Origin of the sequence: Mesorhizobium sp. M0960 (assembly GCF_040319055.1) — a bacterium.
GTDB lineage: Bacteria > Pseudomonadota > Alphaproteobacteria > Rhizobiales > Rhizobiaceae > Mesorhizobium.
In genome coordinates this window covers 113199-128699 of record NZ_JAMYNN010000009.1, presented here as the reverse complement: position 1 = coordinate 128699, position 15501 = coordinate 113199, and the positions used below count along the sequence as shown (strand labels likewise).

General features: G+C 62.9%; 13 protein-coding genes and 1 tRNA gene. 5 read left to right on the top strand and 9 right to left on the bottom strand.

Going from position 1 to position 15501, the window contains the following annotated elements:
- Positions 1–76: 76 nt before the first annotated feature.
- From NKH63_RS18045 to NKH63_RS18035, 3 genes are all read right to left on the bottom strand, one after another.
- Entirely contained in the window at positions 77–1522 is a 1446-nt protein-coding gene (locus tag NKH63_RS18045) for a homospermidine synthase (RefSeq protein WP_023720184.1), read from the bottom strand.
- A gap of 122 nt (positions 1523–1644) precedes the next feature.
- Positions 1645–2883 carry a hypothetical protein gene (locus tag NKH63_RS18040; RefSeq protein ID WP_352918319.1) on the bottom strand — a complete coding sequence of 413 codons (1239 nt, stop codon included), beginning with the start codon at positions 2881–2883 and terminating at the stop codon, positions 1645–1647.
- Positions 2884–3041: 158 nt separating this feature from the next.
- Complete coding sequence (locus tag NKH63_RS18035; RefSeq protein ID WP_352494711.1) at positions 3042–4091, bottom strand: LacI family DNA-binding transcriptional regulator; 1050 nt, start codon at positions 4089–4091, stop codon at positions 3042–3044.
- Between the two features lie 195 nt (positions 4092–4286).
- Here NKH63_RS18035 and NKH63_RS18030 point away from each other — a divergent pair, with 195 nt between their 5' ends.
- Together NKH63_RS18030 and NKH63_RS18025 are read left to right on the top strand one after the other, a co-directional pair.
- Positions 4287–4613 (top strand): MoaF-related domain-containing protein, encoded by a 327-nt coding sequence (locus tag NKH63_RS18030; protein ID WP_156948115.1) that lies wholly within the window; start codon positions 4287–4289, stop codon positions 4611–4613.
- Positions 4614–4628: 15 nt separating this feature from the next.
- Positions 4629–5072: a DUF6640 family protein gene (locus NKH63_RS18025; RefSeq protein WP_352918317.1), complete on the top strand. Its 444-nt coding sequence runs from the start codon at positions 4629–4631 to the stop codon at positions 5070–5072.
- 98 nt (positions 5073–5170) lie between these two features.
- Here the strand turns inward: NKH63_RS18025 and NKH63_RS18020 are convergent, their stop codons facing one another.
- The 6 genes from NKH63_RS18020 to NKH63_RS17995 form a co-directional block, all read right to left on the bottom strand.
- Positions 5171–6109, bottom strand: coding sequence for a heme-dependent oxidative N-demethylase family protein (locus tag NKH63_RS18020; RefSeq protein ID WP_352918316.1), 939 nt, complete (start codon positions 6107–6109; stop codon positions 5171–5173).
- A complete protein-coding gene (locus tag NKH63_RS18015) occupies positions 6106–6393 on the bottom strand; it encodes a YciI family protein (protein WP_023720190.1) in 288 nt (95 codons plus the stop codon). Before NKH63_RS18015 ends, NKH63_RS18020 begins: the two co-directional genes overlap by 4 nt.
- 17 nt (positions 6394–6410) lie before the next feature.
- Complete coding sequence (locus NKH63_RS18010; protein ID WP_031194348.1) at positions 6411–7073, bottom strand: aminotransferase class IV family protein; 663 nt, start codon at positions 7071–7073, stop codon at positions 6411–6413.
- Positions 7022–8173 carry an aminodeoxychorismate synthase component I gene (locus NKH63_RS18005; RefSeq protein ID WP_352918315.1) on the bottom strand — a complete coding sequence of 384 codons (1152 nt, stop codon included), beginning with the start codon at positions 8171–8173 and terminating at the stop codon, positions 7022–7024. The genes NKH63_RS18010 and NKH63_RS18005 overlap by 52 nt, the downstream gene beginning before the upstream one ends.
- 158 nt (positions 8174–8331) lie before the next feature.
- A complete protein-coding gene (locus NKH63_RS18000; protein WP_023720193.1) occupies positions 8332–9141 on the bottom strand; it encodes a helix-hairpin-helix domain-containing protein in 810 nt (269 codons plus the stop codon).
- Between the two features lie 393 nt (positions 9142–9534).
- Positions 9535–11370 (bottom strand): M3 family oligoendopeptidase, encoded by a 1836-nt coding sequence (locus NKH63_RS17995; RefSeq protein ID WP_352918313.1) that lies wholly within the window; start codon positions 11368–11370, stop codon positions 9535–9537.
- Between the two features lie 152 nt (positions 11371–11522).
- Between NKH63_RS17995 and NKH63_RS17990 the strand changes: the two genes are divergently transcribed.
- From NKH63_RS17990 to NKH63_RS17980, 3 genes are all read left to right on the top strand, one after another.
- The gene (locus tag NKH63_RS17990) at positions 11523–13100 is read left to right on the top strand and encodes a sigma-54-dependent transcriptional regulator (RefSeq protein ID WP_352918311.1); all 1578 of its coding nucleotides are present in this window, start codon (positions 11523–11525) and stop codon (positions 13098–13100) included.
- Positions 13101–13459: 359 nt separating this feature from the next.
- Positions 13460–15310 carry a peptidoglycan L,D-endopeptidase MepK gene (locus NKH63_RS17985; protein ID WP_352494716.1) on the top strand — a complete coding sequence of 617 codons (1851 nt, stop codon included), beginning with the start codon at positions 13460–13462 and terminating at the stop codon, positions 15308–15310.
- A 104-nt stretch (positions 15311–15414) separates the two neighbouring features.
- A tRNA-Gln gene (locus NKH63_RS17980) sits at positions 15415–15488 on the top strand.
- Positions 15489–15501: the final 13 nt, after the last annotated feature.

The window sequence follows — 15501 nt, the reverse complement described above, 5'->3', positions numbered from 1 at the left end:
GTCGCTCTAGGCCGCTCCTCTTCAATCGCCCGATTTCCGGGCGATTGCAAGCTGGCGGAGTGTCGACGCAACGCTGCTATCGAACGAGGATGTTGCGGAATTGCCACGGGTCTTTGGTGTCGAGGTCCTCGGAAAACAGACCAGGTCGATTGTCGAGCGGTGTCCAGTCGGTATAATAGCTCCTGACCGGCCCGAGATATGGGTTCTGCACGTCGAGGCAGCGCTTGTAATCCATCTCGTCGGCTTCGACGATGCCGGCCTCGGGATTTTCCAGCGCCCAAACCATGCCGGCCAGCACCGCCGACGTGACCTGCATGCCGGTGGCGTTCTGGTAGGGCGCCAGCTTGCGCGCCTCGGCCAGCGACAACTGCGAGCCGTACCAGTAGGCGTTCTTGGCGTGACCGTAGAGCAGCACGCCGAGTTCGTCGATGCCATCGACCAGTTCGTTTTCGTCGAGCACGTGATGCACGGGCTGAGCCTCGCCGGCGGCACCGAACATCTCGTGCAGTGACAGCACGGCGTCGTTGCAGGGATGATAGGCGTAATGGCAGGTCGGCCGGTACTGCACCTTGCCCTTCTTGCCGCGCAAGGTGAAGAAATCGGCAATTGAAATCGCCTCATTATGCGTCACCAGGAAGCCGTATTGCTGACCGGGCGTCGGGCACCATGTGCGCACGCGCGTGTTGGCGCCGGGCTGCTCCAGAAAGATCGCGGCCTTCGAGCCGTTCTTGTGTTTTTTGGCGTTCTTCGGCATCCACGTCTCATGCGTGCCCCAACCGAGCTCGGCCGGCTGCAGGCCTTCCGAAATGAAGCCTTCGACCGACCAGGTGTTCCAGAACACGTTCATCGGCTTGGGTTTCTTGGTGCGCTGGGTGTCGCGCTCGGCGATATGGATGCCCTTGACGCCGGCTTTCTTCATCAGCCTGGCCCAGCCTTCGCGATCGTGCTGCGCGGGCTCCGAGAAATCGAGGCCAAGATCTGTGGCGAGGTTGACCAGCGCCTGCTTGACGAACCACGAGACCATGCCCGGATTGGCGCCGCAGCACGAGATCGCCGTGGTGCCGCCTGGGTTCTTCGCGATTTCAGTACGCACCGTCTCGCGCAGCGCATAGTTGGTGCGTGAGGCATTGTCGGCCTTTTCGTCGAAATAAAAGCCGAGCCAGGGCTCGACCACCGTGTCGATATAGAGGACGCCAAGCTTGCGGCAGAGCTTCATGAGTTCGAGCGAGGAAGTGTCGACCGACAGGTTGACGCAAAAGCCCTGGCCGCCGCCATTGGTCAAAAGCGGTGTCAGCAGCTTCTTGTAGTTCTTCTTGGTCACCGCGTCCTGCATGAAGGTGATGCCGCGCTCGTCGAGCAATTTGCGGTCGGTGTCGCGCGGGTCGATGACCGTCATGCGCGACTTGTCGAATTTGAAATGGCGCTCGATCAGCGGCAGCGTTCCCCGTCCGATCGAGCCGAAGCCGATCATCACCACAGGGCCGGTGATCTCACCGTAAACGGGCCAGTTTTCATTCACCATTTATCGATTACTCCCTCAAAAAACGCTTCGGAACAGCGGCTTGGCCGCGGCGCGACAAACCATAGATCATTGTCACAATAAAGCGAAAATCGGACGGCCGGCGTTACGCCGCGCCATCCCGGCTACGGCTCGACCAGACTTGCAAACTCCGGCTTGAAGAGGGCACGTGCCTCGGAGACCGGCAGTTCCAGCAGATCGTCGGCGCAGGCCTGGATGGCATGCGGCAGGGTCTGGAGCCCGAACACCAGAACCTGCTTGTCGCCCTCGCGCCAGAGGCTGGCAGCCAAATTTTCGTCGATCAGATCGTCGATGCCGCATTCGGCTTCGTGATCAATATCGGTCTGATCGCTCGGTTTCTTGCGCCGCTGCTTGACGAAGGAGGCGAGGGAAGGACCGGGCTTGCCATCTATCGTATCCAAGAAAATGTCCTGAAGGCCGAGCAGGACGCCGCGCCGCACATCCATGATGTAGGCGTCCGAATAGTTGGTCGGATGCGCTCCGCCGCAGAAGATGCTGCCGGACTCCCGCCAGCTCATCAGCCGCGGAGTCAGCGAGGTCACTTCGAATGTGCTGTCCTCATAGCCGCCGAGTGTGCCGCCGTTCACACCGTCAATCGGCCCGCCTTCGTTGAAACCGGCATATTGCGCCGCCACGCAGCCCAGTGCGCCGATGTTGGCGCGCCAGTGCCTGTCTTGCAGCAGAGCGTTCGCGGCCTCGATTGGAACGTCGCCGGACAGTTCGACAATGCGCGGCGTGGCAAATTTGGTGCGGGGGTCGACGACATAGCGGTAAGTTGCGTCCGGCCAACCAGTCGTCTTGCCGTTATCGAGCTGAGTGTCCACCCGCAGATAGTCATAAGGGGACGTTTCCATGGTGAGCGGCGTGTCATTGCCGAAGAACTTCATGAAGCTGAAATCGTAGAGATCGAGCGGGCTGCTGGGCTCGTTCTCGGTCACCTGCCGACTTGCGACCCGTTCCAATCTGAGCGGCAGCGCGCTCTTTCCGTTCCAGCTGCCTTCAAGGGTTTTGCCGTTACTGGATGAGGCCAGGCGCCAGACGGCGGCAATCGGCGCAGCCTTTCCGTCATCGCAATTGTCGGCGCCGCATGCCTCCTCCTCGGCCAGTTCGAACTTGCTGCCCTTTTGAGACCGGGCCTGCAGCGGGATGTCGACGCCCTTCGAGCGGTAGAAATAGCGGCCGGCCAGCGGGCCGCCGGGCGCGGCGGGGTCGCCGGTGAATTCGACGACGATATCGCTCTTTCCAAGCTTGCCGGCATAAGTCACCGGCTCCGCCTCGGCTGCTGTCGACAGTACCAGGATCGCGGCCATAAACGTGACCGGCCTGCTAAGATGCTGGATCATTTTTCCCCCAAGCCGCAAGTTACAGCTGTCTTGCGCCAGCAGTCACGGTCGGCTGTCAGGCCCTTATAGTCAAGTTGTGCCTCGTCCCGCACCTGAGGCTGCTCAGCGAAAAGACGCGGCGAGCGCCACCCCTGGTGCGGATGGCGCATCCGCCCGTTTCAGCGGGTTTTTGTCCTCGGCGCGGCTGTGGAGGCTCGAACCACCAGTTCTACCGGCAGAACGACTTGGCGGGGGGCTTCATTGTCAAGGACCATTCGGGCGGCAAGCCGGCCTTTTCCGATCACGTCTTGTGCGACAGTGGTCATCGGAGGCGTGGTGCGTGCGGATTCAGCGGTGCCATCGAAGCCGACGACCGACACGTGGCCCGGCACGTCTATGCCGCGGCGAACCGCCTCGTCCAGGATCGTGATCGCCTGCCAGTCCGACATGGTCAGGATCGCGGTTGCTTCAGGCGCCCTGTCGAACACCACTGCTCCGGCAGATGGCTCGCCCGGGATCGTCTCGATGATCGGGACATCGTCGATCGACAAATTCGCCTCCGCCAAACCCTGTTTGAAACCGTCGAGCCTTTCATCGTCGAGCGGGAAGCCGGCCAGAAGCGGGCGCGTTGCCTTTCCGGGCATGTGGACAATCGGCGGGCCGGGAGACCGGCGCACCGAAAGGATGGCAAAATGCCGGTGCCCCAGCCCGGTCAAGTGCCGGACGGCAGCAACCGCGCCACTCCTGCCGTCGATCTTTATCGAATTGATGTCGGGACCTGCGTCGCTTTCGAGAATGACGAAGGGCAGACGGCGTCTCTGGACCGAAATTATGAGACCAATGTCGGCGCTGTGACCAAGGATAAAGCCGTCAACCAGGGCATCGCGGATGCTGGCGAAGCGCGTGTTGTCGGTGCCGTTTACAAGGCTGAGCGTCGTTCCAGCCTCGTCGCAGGCGAGCGAAACGCCGAGCACCAGCTCGCGGCCGTATGGGCTTCTCATCACTTCGGAGATGGCGTAGGCGCCAGGCGGCATGAACCCGATGGCATTGAACTTGCCGTCCCGCAGCAATCGTCCTTTCGGATCGGGGCCGCCAAACCCGAGCGCTCGCGCGGCCGCTTCGACGCGCTCGCGCAATTCGGGCCTGACCAGCTCCGGCCGGTTGAAGACGTTGGAGACAGTCCCCCGGGAAACTCCGGCAGCCTTGCCGACATCGGCTAGGGTGGGCATTGGCGATTCACTCGTTTTCCCTGAGGTAGACCATTTTTTGGAGCGCTCCAAGAATTTTATTGACTCAAAACCAAAATAGGGGGATCGTGCTCCTTGGAGCGCTCCAAGAGCATATACTGAGGGTGTTTCTGCGACTGAGACACCGAGAATCGTCACATGGCATGGTCGCAGCGGCCAATGCCCAAGGAGAGGATGATGGCAGAAACCGATGCTTTTCCAGCCTCGCTCGTAGGCAAGACTTTCGACTGCGTTTTCGGCCCCTTCGTACCGCGGCTGACGTTTCTTTCGCCGCAGGAATTGCATATCCAGGCGTCGATCGGGACCACTGAAATCGACGAGGTGGTCAAGGTCGGCCTGACCAGCGTGCGTCCGAATCTCGTGCTCGCGAGTTGGACGGAGCAGAGCGGCAACTTCATTGTGCAGTTGCAGGATCACGAGAACCGGATCGTCCATAATTATGCGCGGCTGGCCGATGGGCAGCTCTTCTGTGCTCAGGGCGCCATTCAAGCCGTTCCGGCGTGAGGGGAGGAAAATGCGATGGAACTCGCTTATGACAGTCATCTGCTTGCTCGAATTCTGCTGAGCGTCGCGACCGTGGGTTACGGTGTAGCGACGATCAAAGCCGACTTGAACGCCACCCACGCCACCAATCCACTGTGGACTCCCCATGCCCGGTTTCACGTCGTCTGGCAGGTGCTGAGCTATACCGGGGTGGCGCTGATTGCCCTCGGACTCATCTGGATCAAGGGGCAACTCGAAGCCGAGCGGCTCTATCTCGCCGGCGGATTGGCCGCGGCCATGTATGGGGCATTCTTCGCGGCCATGCTCTCGCGGCCGATCTATGGTGGCGTGCTGTATGACGAGAACGGCTACCCGCCGTTCCGGCCGCCGTTTGGACCGGCGGGCTGGCGGTGGGATGTCAACGTCACCGTCTCTACCGCGATGTCGGCGATCCTGCTGCTGGGCCTGGCTGCGATTTAGGGCAATTCCGGGAAAAGTGTGAGACGGTTTTCCGTCCGGAATTGCGCAAGAACAAAGAGGTGGAGCGGTTCGGCGTTTCCGTGAAACGATGAACTGCTCTAGGACAGCGCCAGCGCCCTAAGCCACGCGACCAGCCGGTCACGATCGGCGGTCATCCCCTTGTAGTCGAGCTGGGCCTCGTCCAGCGCCAGAAGTTGTTCGGCCAAGGACGCTGCGAGCGCCGCACGGTCGCGGTGGCGCTCCAGCACGGCGAGCGGGTCGAGATGGATGCGGATGGTGAAGAGTACGTCGCCCGAAACGGGGAGCTTTCTCAGCGTCTGCCGCTCGACGCGGATAAAGGCATGGGCGTCGATGTCACCGTCCGGGAATCTCGACGGGCGACTGCTGGCGCGGTCGATGCGTTCGACATTGGAGAGCGGATGGTAGAGCGCGTCGCCCGCCTGGATCGACCAGTTGTAGCGCTCGACGGCTTGGCCCTGGAGGCCGTCGAACATGCGGTTGATGAGATCGGCCGGGCGTGTGCCTGGACCGAAACCCGGTACCGGCGCGTGGATCTGCTGCAGCGGCTTGCCGAATTTTTCGGTCAGCGACCATGACGAGGGGAAGCAGAGCGAGCCGGCCGCCAGACGCCAGCCGCTCTCGTCGCGGCGCATCAGGATCAAATCCTCCTGGACGAGCAACGAGGCCGCGACAAGCGGCGCATCGCTGAAAGAAGCTGCGGTGCCTGAGCCTACAAGACTGTCGGTGCCGCCGATCACCACGATCCCGTTGTCGGTACGCCTGTGGGTCCCAGGAAAGTTCGCCGCCAGATACGCACCGAGCAGATCGAGCACTTCGCGTTGGGCGTCGCGTGTGGCTTGCTCCTCGACAAAAACCTTGTCTGGAATTTCGGCATAAAGCCGGCGTTTCTCGGCAAGATAGGGCAGCAGATATTCGTCGATCTCGATCCATCTATCTAGATTGAGCGGCTTCAGCCCGATGGTGAACAGTTTCGACGAGCCGTCATAGGGTGTGTGGGTCGGTGGGCGGAAACTCATGCTTCTTTGTAGGCTTCCAGTGCGGCGGCGGCCATTCTCGCCGTGAATTCGGTGATTTCGTAATCGGCGGCGCCTGCCTTGGCGAAGGGATCGTCCGCCAGTCTGGCATCGAGCACGTCGCGTGGACCGCGCGCGATGATGATGCCGCCGGTCCTCGGCCGCTTCGGCCCGGAGGCGACAAAAATGCCTTCCGCATAACAGGCCTTCAGCCACTCGACATGCGCTTGCTGCAGGCTGTCGATCTCGGTCAGCGGCACCGTATACTTCAGCGAAACCACGAACATTGTTGTCTCCCGATGCTTCAGCCCAGCCGCGCCGGGATCAATCCGCGCAGCGAGTTGCCGACGAACAGCGCCTTGGCCGATTTCAGTTCGCTCCATGTGTAGATTGCTTCGCGGGCGCGGCCTTGATCCAGCAGTTCGCCGCGCAGGACGCCAGGCAGCAGGCCGCAATCGAGCCGCGGCGTGGCCAGCACGCCGTCGCCGAATTCGGCAAAGACATTGGTGATCGTGCCCTCGCAGATTTCGCCGCGCTCATTGGCGAGCAGCACCTCGTCGGCCCGGCCGGCGAGATATTCGGCGCGGGCGCGCGTATAGATTTGTCGGCGGCTGGTCTTGTGGCGCAGCAGCATATCGCTCGAATCAAGCCGCACGCGCGCCAGCTGCACGGTCCAGACCTTGTCTGCGGCGAGCGGCGCGTAGGGCTGCACCGAAACCGCTACATCGCCCTTGCGCGACAGGACGAGGCGAGTGCGCAACGCAATGTGCTGGCGGCCGACCGCATTCATCAGCGCTTCACCGACCCGTTGCGGGTCGCAGCCGAAGCCGAGTTCGTCTGCCGAGCCGTAAAGCCGCGCGAGATGGCGGTCGAAACGGAGGAAACCCGAGCCGGGTTCCCAGCGCATTGTTTCGATCAGTTCGAAATCGGCAGTGTTCCCGTCGCGAAACGGGCTTTCAGCAGACACTCCTGGTACTCCTCTTCGGCTGTCGAATCGAAGACGACGCCACCGCCGACATTGTAGACTGCCTCGCCATTGGCAAAGAGCGAGATGGTGCGGATCGCCACCGAAAAGCGCATCCGGCCGCCGGGGGCGATCCAGCCTATGGCGCCGCAATAGACATCGCGCGGGCCACCTTCCAGCTCGCGCAGGATCTCCATGGCACGGATCTTCGGCGCGCCGGTGATCGAACCGCAGGGGAACAGCGCGGCGAACATCTGGCGGATGGCGAGGCCGGGCAAAAGTTTCGCCCGCACGCGGCTCACCATCTGGTGGACCGTCGGGTAGCTCTCGATGCGGAAAAGCTCCGGCACATCGAGCGTGCCAACCTCGCTGATCAGTGAGATGTCGTTGCGCAGGAGATCGACGATCATCCGGTTCTCGGCCTGGTTCTTCTCGTCGTTGCGCAAGAACGCTTTCAGGCGATCGTCCTCCGCCTTGGTGGCGCCGCGCGGCGCAGTGCCTTTCATCGGATGCGTCTCGATCATGCCTTCCGCGTCGACCTCGAAGAACAGTTCCGGCGAACGCGACAAGACGATCGGATCGCCAAGCGCGACCAGCGCCCCATACTTCACCGGCTGGCGTTCGGTCAGCGCGTTGAAGGCGTCCAGCGGATCGCCCGACCATTGCGCGTGGACCGGAAAGGTCAGATTGCCCTGGTAGCAGTCGCCCTTGCGGATGTGGTCATGCAGCCTGGCAAAGCGTTTGGCGTAGTCGTCCGAGGACCAGGCTGCCTTGGGGTCGAAGATTGGGCCGTTGCTAGCCGGCAGATCGCCTGGCGCGACCGTCTCTTCGACCGGCGGGTCGAACACGCCGAGGCAGAAAAGCGGGGCGCGGCGGCCGGCTGGCAGCAGCGGAACGAGCTTGGGCTCGAGCAGGTAGCCGGCCTCGTAGGAGAAATAGCCGGCCAGCCATTTGCCGCCATCATGTGCAGCCTGCGCGGCTTCAAGCGCCGGCAGGAAGTCCGCCTCGCCATGCGCCGAGATGATCTCGGCCGGCCGGTCGAAAACGAGCTGACGCGCGGTCTCGTCGTTCCGGAAAATTGCAAAGGGCAGGGGCAGGGACATAAGGCTCGGATGCTGCGGTCACCAGCGATCGATCTATATGGGGGCTCGACCGTGCGCAATCGAGGGAACGGCGTCTCAAGACGCAAAGGCGCGGCGGGGCAAAAACAAAAGCGGCGCCCGAGAGCGCCGCCTTGTTCCAAATGCCGCCTTGCGATGGATCAGGTGTTGCTGGCTTCCCCCGCGGTCGGGAAGCGGCGCGCAAATTCCTTTTCGTCGCCGGCGGCAAGCAGTTTCGCCTGCTCGATCCAGCGTTCACGTTCGATGCGGCCGTCGAAATTCAACGTCGCCTCGATCCGCCTGACATCGTCGGGCGTCCAGGCGGCGATCTGGGCATAGGTCGTGACCCCAAGCCCTTTGAGCAGCCGCTCGTTGGTCGGGCCGATGCCGATCAGGCGACGCAGATCGTTGGCTTTGCCCGCCGCTGCGGTCGTTGCGTTGCCGGTCGCGGCTTTCTTTGCCGCCGGCGCAGCCTTGCTTGCCGCTGGCGCAGTCTTTTTTGCCGCTGGCGCAGTCTTGGGTGCGGCGCTCGCTTTCGATGCAGCCGGCTTCGGCGTCGCCGTTTTCGCCGCACTTGCGCGTGGCGCGGTCGCAGCCTTGGCCGTTGCAGATTTCTTCGGCGCCGGTTTGGCCGGCGCGGATGTCGACATCAGGGTTGACGGTGCCTGCATCGCCGCCTTGGTTGCGCCGGCCTTGGCGGCTGGCGCCTTGGCTGTTGCCGCCTTCGCGGTTGGCGCCTTGGCGGCCGGCGCCTCGCCCAGCCGCCGCTCGAGGTCGGCGCGGGCGCGGCCGCATTCATCCAACTCACCGGTCAGGCGGTCGCTATCGGCCCGCAATCTGTCACGTTCGCTGCGCGTGCGGTCGAGATCGCCGCGCAAACTGTCGAGTTCGCCACGCAGGCGTCCCCAAATGAACCAGCCAACCAACACACCTACCAGGAACGCCAGGAGCATGTAGAAAAAAGTGCCCATTGTCTTTCTCTCTCTCCAGTCCGATCCGTCCGCCCTGGCCTGTGGAGCCATGACCTCGGCGAAGGACCATTCGATGGTGGTTCCGCAATTTGCAGAACAGCCGGCTTCGATCGAGCTGTCGGCGACCGGTTTGCCCCTGGCCAACAACCGTTGTCGCATCCGCCGACGCGCCATGACCGGTCGGGACTTTCCGACCGGATCCATTCGTGCCCGGCTGAGCTTGAGGGCGGACGCTATCATACAGCTTACGGGAATCTAACGGAAAACTTCCATGGAAAGTTATTTAAGAACAAATATCCAAGACAAGAATAGAACCATCGTCAATATGCATTGCAGCTAAACTGTTCTGGAAAACCCGGTCACCCGGTGTTGCGCATCACCCAGTGTTGCGCATCACTTGTCCAGTGCTTCCAGCTCGTCGATCAGTCCGCTGATCACACTAAGCCCGATCTGCCAGAAGGCAGGGTCCGTCGCGTCAAGGCCGAACGGCGCCAGAAGCTCGGAATGATGCTTGGTGCCGCCGGCGCGCAGCATGGCAAAATATTTCTCCTGAAAGCCGCGCTCGGCGTTCTGGTAGACCGCGTAGAGCGAGTTCACCAGGCAATCGCCGAATGCATAGGCATAGACGTAGAAAGGCGAGTGGATGAAGTGCGGGATATAGGTCCAGAAAACCTCGTACCCCTCGCGTAGCTTGATCGCCGGCCCGAGGCTTTCCGCCTGCACTTCCAGCCAAAATTGGCCGAGCTTGTCGGAGGTCAATTCGCCGCTCTTGCGCTCGGCATGCACCTTGCGCTCGAACTCGTAGAAGGCGACCTGGCGCACGACCGTGTTGATCATGTCCTCGACCTTCTGGGCGAGCATGGCCTTGCGTTCGCGCTTGTCGGTGGTCTGCTCGAGCAGCGAGCGGAAGGTCAGCATCTCGCCGAACACCGATGCGGTTTCGGCCAGCGTCAGCGGCGTCGACGCCATCAAGGCGCCCTGGCCGCCGGCCAGCACCTGGTGCACGCCGTGGCCGAGCTCGTGCGCCAGCGTCATCACGTCGCGCGGCTTGCCCATGTAGTTGAGCAACACATAAGGATGCGCCGAAGGCACCGTCGGATGGGCGAAGGCACCAGGCGACTTGCCGGGTCTCACCGGTGCATCGATCCAGTTGCGGTCGAAGAAAGTTCTGGCGATCTCCGCCATGTCGGGTGAAAAGCGCTGATAGGCGGAAAGCACGGTGTTCTTGGCCTCGTCCCAGCCGATGACCGCCTGCGGGGTCTCCGGCAGGGGCGCGTTTCGGTCCCAATGGTTCATCACGTCCATGCCGAGCCAGCGCGCCTTCATCGCATAATAGCGATGCGACAGGCGCGGATAGGCGTCGCGAACCGCCGCGGCGAGTGCGTCCACCACGCTGCGTTCGACGCGGTTGGCGAGATGGCGGGAATCGGCAATGTCCTCGAAGCCGCGCCAGCGGTCGGAGATCTCCTTGTCCTTGGCCAGCGTGTTGGTAATCAGCGTGAAGACGCGCAAATTCTTGCGGAAAGTTGCGGCCAGCGCTTCGGACGCCCGGCGGCGCACCTCGCCGTCGGCGTCCTGCAGGCGATTGAGCGCCGGCTCAAGCGTCAACTCCTCGCCGTCGAGGCCGAAGCGCAAATCGGTCATCGTCTCGTCGAACAGGCGGTTCCAGGCCCCGCGCCCGGTGATCGACTTTTCGTGGAAGAGTTGCTCGATGCGGTCTTCGAGCTGATAGGGCTTGTCCTTGCGCAGATCGAGCACCCAGGGCCGGTAGTGGGCGAAGGCCGGATCGGCGGCGAGTGCGTTTTCGATCGCGCCATCGTCGATGAGGTTCAGCTCGAGCGCGAAAAACAGCAGGTGCGCGCTGGCATCGGTCATCTTTTCCTGGATGTCGCCATAGAGCTTGGCGCGCTGCGGATCCGACGTGTTGCCGGCATAGACAAGCCCGGCATAGGAGACGATCCGGCCGATCAGCTCCTCCAACGCTTCATAGGCCTGGAGCGCCTCGCCCAGCCTGCCGGCGCTGCCACGCCCGGCCTCGGCGGCGAGCGTGCCTTTCCAACGGCTCTCGAAGGCGATGGCATCGGCGGCGGCCTTGGCGATGTCGCGCTTCAACTCGGGCGCTTCCATGCCCGAATAGAGATCGGCCAGATTCCATTCCGGCAGGTCGCCAAGCTCCGCCACGCCCTGACCGGACGCCGCCGCCAGCTTTCGAGCAAAAACCATGCGCATTGCCGATCCTTCCAAACACGAAAATTCGAGGAAACGAGAAGCCGGTCAAATCCTAAGGAATTCATTCACCGGGTTTTTTGAAAGCTTATTTAGAACCCTGTGCCAAGATGATCCATAGGGCGCATTCTCGGGCGGGCACGGTCGGATCAGTCATGGCAGCTTCCATACTCATAGTCGATGACGATCCGGTGCAGCGCAGGCTGCTCGAGGCAGCGGTGACGAAATTCGGCCACACCGCGATCGTCGCCGATGGCGGCGAGGCCGGTCTCGATGTTGTCGACGGGCCCAATGCGCGCGACGTCTCGGTGGTCATCCTCGACCTGATGATGCCGGGCCTCGATGGCATCGGCGTGCTGAAGGCAATGCGCGAGCGCGGCATCCACATTCCCGTCATCGTGCAGACCGCCCAGGGCGGCATCGAAACCGTCGTTTCGGCAATGCGTCACGGCGCCTTCGACTTCGTCGTCAAGCCGGCCTCTCCCGACAGGCTGCAGGCGTCGATCGGCAATGCCCTCAAGGTCGAAGCGCTCGAAGGCGAAGTGAAGCGCTCGTCACGGCAGCGCGGCGGCCATCTGACGTTCAAGGACATGATCACTCACAGTCCGGCGATGGATCGGGTGATCCGGCTCGGCCGCAAGGCGGCGGCGTCCAACATTCCGATCCTGATCGAGGGTGAATCCGGCGTCGGCAAGGAACTGGTGGCGCGCGCCATCCAGGGCAGCGGCGACCGCCGCTCGAAACCCTTCGTCATCGTCAATTGCGGCGCCATCCCCGACAATCTGGTCGAATCGATCCTGTTCGGTCACGAAAAGGGCTCGTTCACCGGCGCCACCGAAAAACACACCGGCAAGTTCGTCGAAGCGCATTCGGGCACGCTGTTCCTCGACGAAATCGGCGACCTGCCGCTCGACGTGCAGGTCAAGCTGTTGCGCGCCGTACAGGACGGCGAAGTCGATCCGGTTGGCGGGCGCTCGACCGTCAGGGTCGACATCAGGCTGATCTCGGCAACCCATCGCAACCTGCTGCAGCAGGTCAAGGACGGCAAGTTCCGCGAGGATCTGTTTTATCGTCTGAACGTCTATCCGATCTTCGTGCCGCCATTGCGCGACCGTCGCGACGACATTCCCCATCTGGTCGAGCACTTCATGGAGAAGGTGGCGCCCGCCGATCCGCGCCACCGTCTGCGAGGCATCTCCGCTGGGGCGCTCGCCATGCTGCAGGCCTATGACTGGCCGGGCAATATAAGGCAGCTCGAAAATGCCGTCTTCCGGGCTTCGGTGCTCGCCGAGGGCGACATGCTGACCGAAGAAGAGTTCCCGCAGATCCGGGCGCAGGTCGAGGGCACGGTCAATCTCGATGCGGATATCGCCTCGCCAGCTTCAGGAGGGCCAGCTTCAGGAGGGCCAGCTTCAGGGTGGCCAGCTTCCGGATTGGCTTCGGGCAGCCTGCCGCGTGATAACGTCCCGGCCGCCGTCGGCGCCGCCGCGGCCGAGCCCGACGCGCCGGCCAGACCCCGCTTCGGCACGCTGCGGGCGCTCGACGAGCGCGGCAATGTGCGTGCGCTGGCCGATGTCGAGCTCGAAATGATCAAGCTCGCCATCGACCACTACAACGGCCAGATGAGCGAGGTCGCCCGCCGCCTCGGCATCGGCCGGTCGACGCTCTACCGCAAGCTCAAGGAATACGGCATCGACCCGGAGACCGGCCGTGTCGAGAGGCTCGCTTCCTGAGTCACAGGGCCAAGCCGGTTCTCATCCGGACATCATTCCAGGCAACTGAGTCTCGTAATGACGTGTTCGCCGCAATGTTCACGTATTAAGGCGGACGGTAACAGATCGTGTTTCGAGCTGGCGCCAAAACATGATCTAAACCAGCGGTTTACCAAGATCTCCTGCGCAATATTTTTGGCGGGATATCGCCACGGTGTTACCGCATTTCGGCTTCAATAAGCGATGATTAACCATTAGGATCGATATTCGGATGCACATCTAACGCATCCGTTTGGTCAAATCCGGGGACAAAACGGCAGCCTGCAAGGCCTTTTGATTTGAACAGAATCGAACGACACAAAAACGGGCGGCATTATCACATGAGCGTCTGGCCGAGATGGCTGGCAGCGGTGATTGTTGCCGTCGGGTTCCTTGCAGCGGCGGCAACCGGCGCCGGCGCCGAGACACGTTCGCTGAAGCTCTATCATCTCCACACGCATGAAAAGGCGGAGATCGTCTACAAGCGCAACGGCCGCTACGATCAAGCGGGCTTGCGAAAGATCAACATCATCCTGCGCGACTGGCGTCGCAACGAGCCGACCAAGATGGATCCGCGCCTGCTGGACCTGGTCTGGGAAGCCTATCGTGAGAGCGGCGCCACCGACTATATCCAGGTCGTCTGCGGTTATCGTTCGCCGTCGACGAATTCGATGCTGCGCAGCCGCAGCAGGGGCGTCGCCGAGAAGAGCCAGCACATGCTCGGCAGGGCGATGGATTTCTACATTCCCGGCGTGCCGCTGAAGAAGCTGCGCGACATCGGCCTCAGGATGCAGGGCGGCGGCGTCGGGTATTATCCCAGCTCCGGCTCGCCCTTCGTGCACATGGACGTCGGCAATGTGCGCCACTGGCCCGGCATCAGCCGCCAGGAATTGGCGCGCGTGTTCCCCAATGGCAAGACGCTGCATGTGCCGAGCGACGGCAAGCCGCTGCCTGGTTATCAACAGGCGCTCGCCTCCTACAAAGCCCGCAAGGGCGCCGGCGCGCCGGCCATCGAACTGGCCAGCGCAAGCGGCGGTGGCAAAAAATCCCGCGGCTTCCTGGCAGCCTTCTTCGGCGGCGGCGACGACGAGGCGGACGACAGCGCCGATGTGGCGATGGCCGAGCCAGCGCCAAAGCCCCGTAACGTGAAGCCGGCGCCGTCGGCCAAGAGCAGCAATCTGCCTGGCATCGCCATCGTGGCGCCTCGGGATGCCAAGCGTGCCGAGATTCCGGAAGTCGCCGATGCTCCGGCGCCTGCGCCGGAACCGGAGAACGACACGCCGGAGACGATCATCGCGGCATTGCCGGCGCGCAGCATTCCGCTGCCCGATTTTGCTCCGCGCCCGAAGGCCGACATCGGTGCCCAGCCGCCTGAAAACGTTCCGTTCGGCGTGGCGGATGCGACTGCATCCACCGAACAGGCGGTGGCAACCGCGCAAGCGCCGGCAAGTGTGGCGTCGGCAAGTGTTCCGTTCGGCATGGCAGACGCGTCGGCTACGGCCGGCCCGGTGCAGGTCGCGGCAAACAACATTCCCGTGCCGAGCTGGCGGCCCGATCATTCGCTGCCGGCCGATCTTTCGTCGGCTGGTCTTGCGCCGCAGGACAAGCAAGTGTTGCTGGCGCTCGCGAGTGCGGCCGAGCGGAGCAACACCGCCACCGATGCATTCTCGGTATTGCCGTCGGCGCGGCCCGACAGTTCGCAGCCCGACGAGGTCAAGGCCGTTCTGGAACGGGTCAGCGCGACCGACGAATACAAGGTCGCTTCGCTTTCCGAGCAAGCATCGGTGTTCGAGGAACCGGCGAGCGACGACGCATCGAGCGACGGGGCGTCGCCGCGCAAGGCCATCGTTGCCCGCCCGGCCGGCTCCGATCCGACGGCCGTCATCGGCGCGGGCGTGAAGACCACACGCAAGGAACCCAGGGCCACCGCCCGCGACCTGAAACCAGGCCCCAAGCCGGTGGTGGTCGCTGCCGCGCCGCAGGCTGCCCGTTGGGCGCTGCACAGCGGCGAGTATGTCGCGACCGTTTCAGACGCGACAACGGCGCCGCGCTACGCTTACGACTTCGTCCGTACGGCACCGAGCGAGGTCTATACCGTCGGCTTCCAGCCGGGCAACGAGATGGCCGACGCCAACCGGTTCACCGGCAAGGCCGTCAAGTTCATGTCGGTGGCCCGCTTCCAGACCGAATAACAGCTGGGCAAATATCGTAGAGGCCGCGCTGGCAACCGGCGCGGCTGCCGCCACCGCCGGCACTGGCTTCCTTCGTGCCGGGATGCTAACCAAGGTCAGCATTCTCCCGCTTCGTCTAATGGTAGGACAGCGCCCTTTGAAGGCGTGAATCGTGGTTCGAGCCCATGAGCGGGAACCAGCCGGCGAACCAG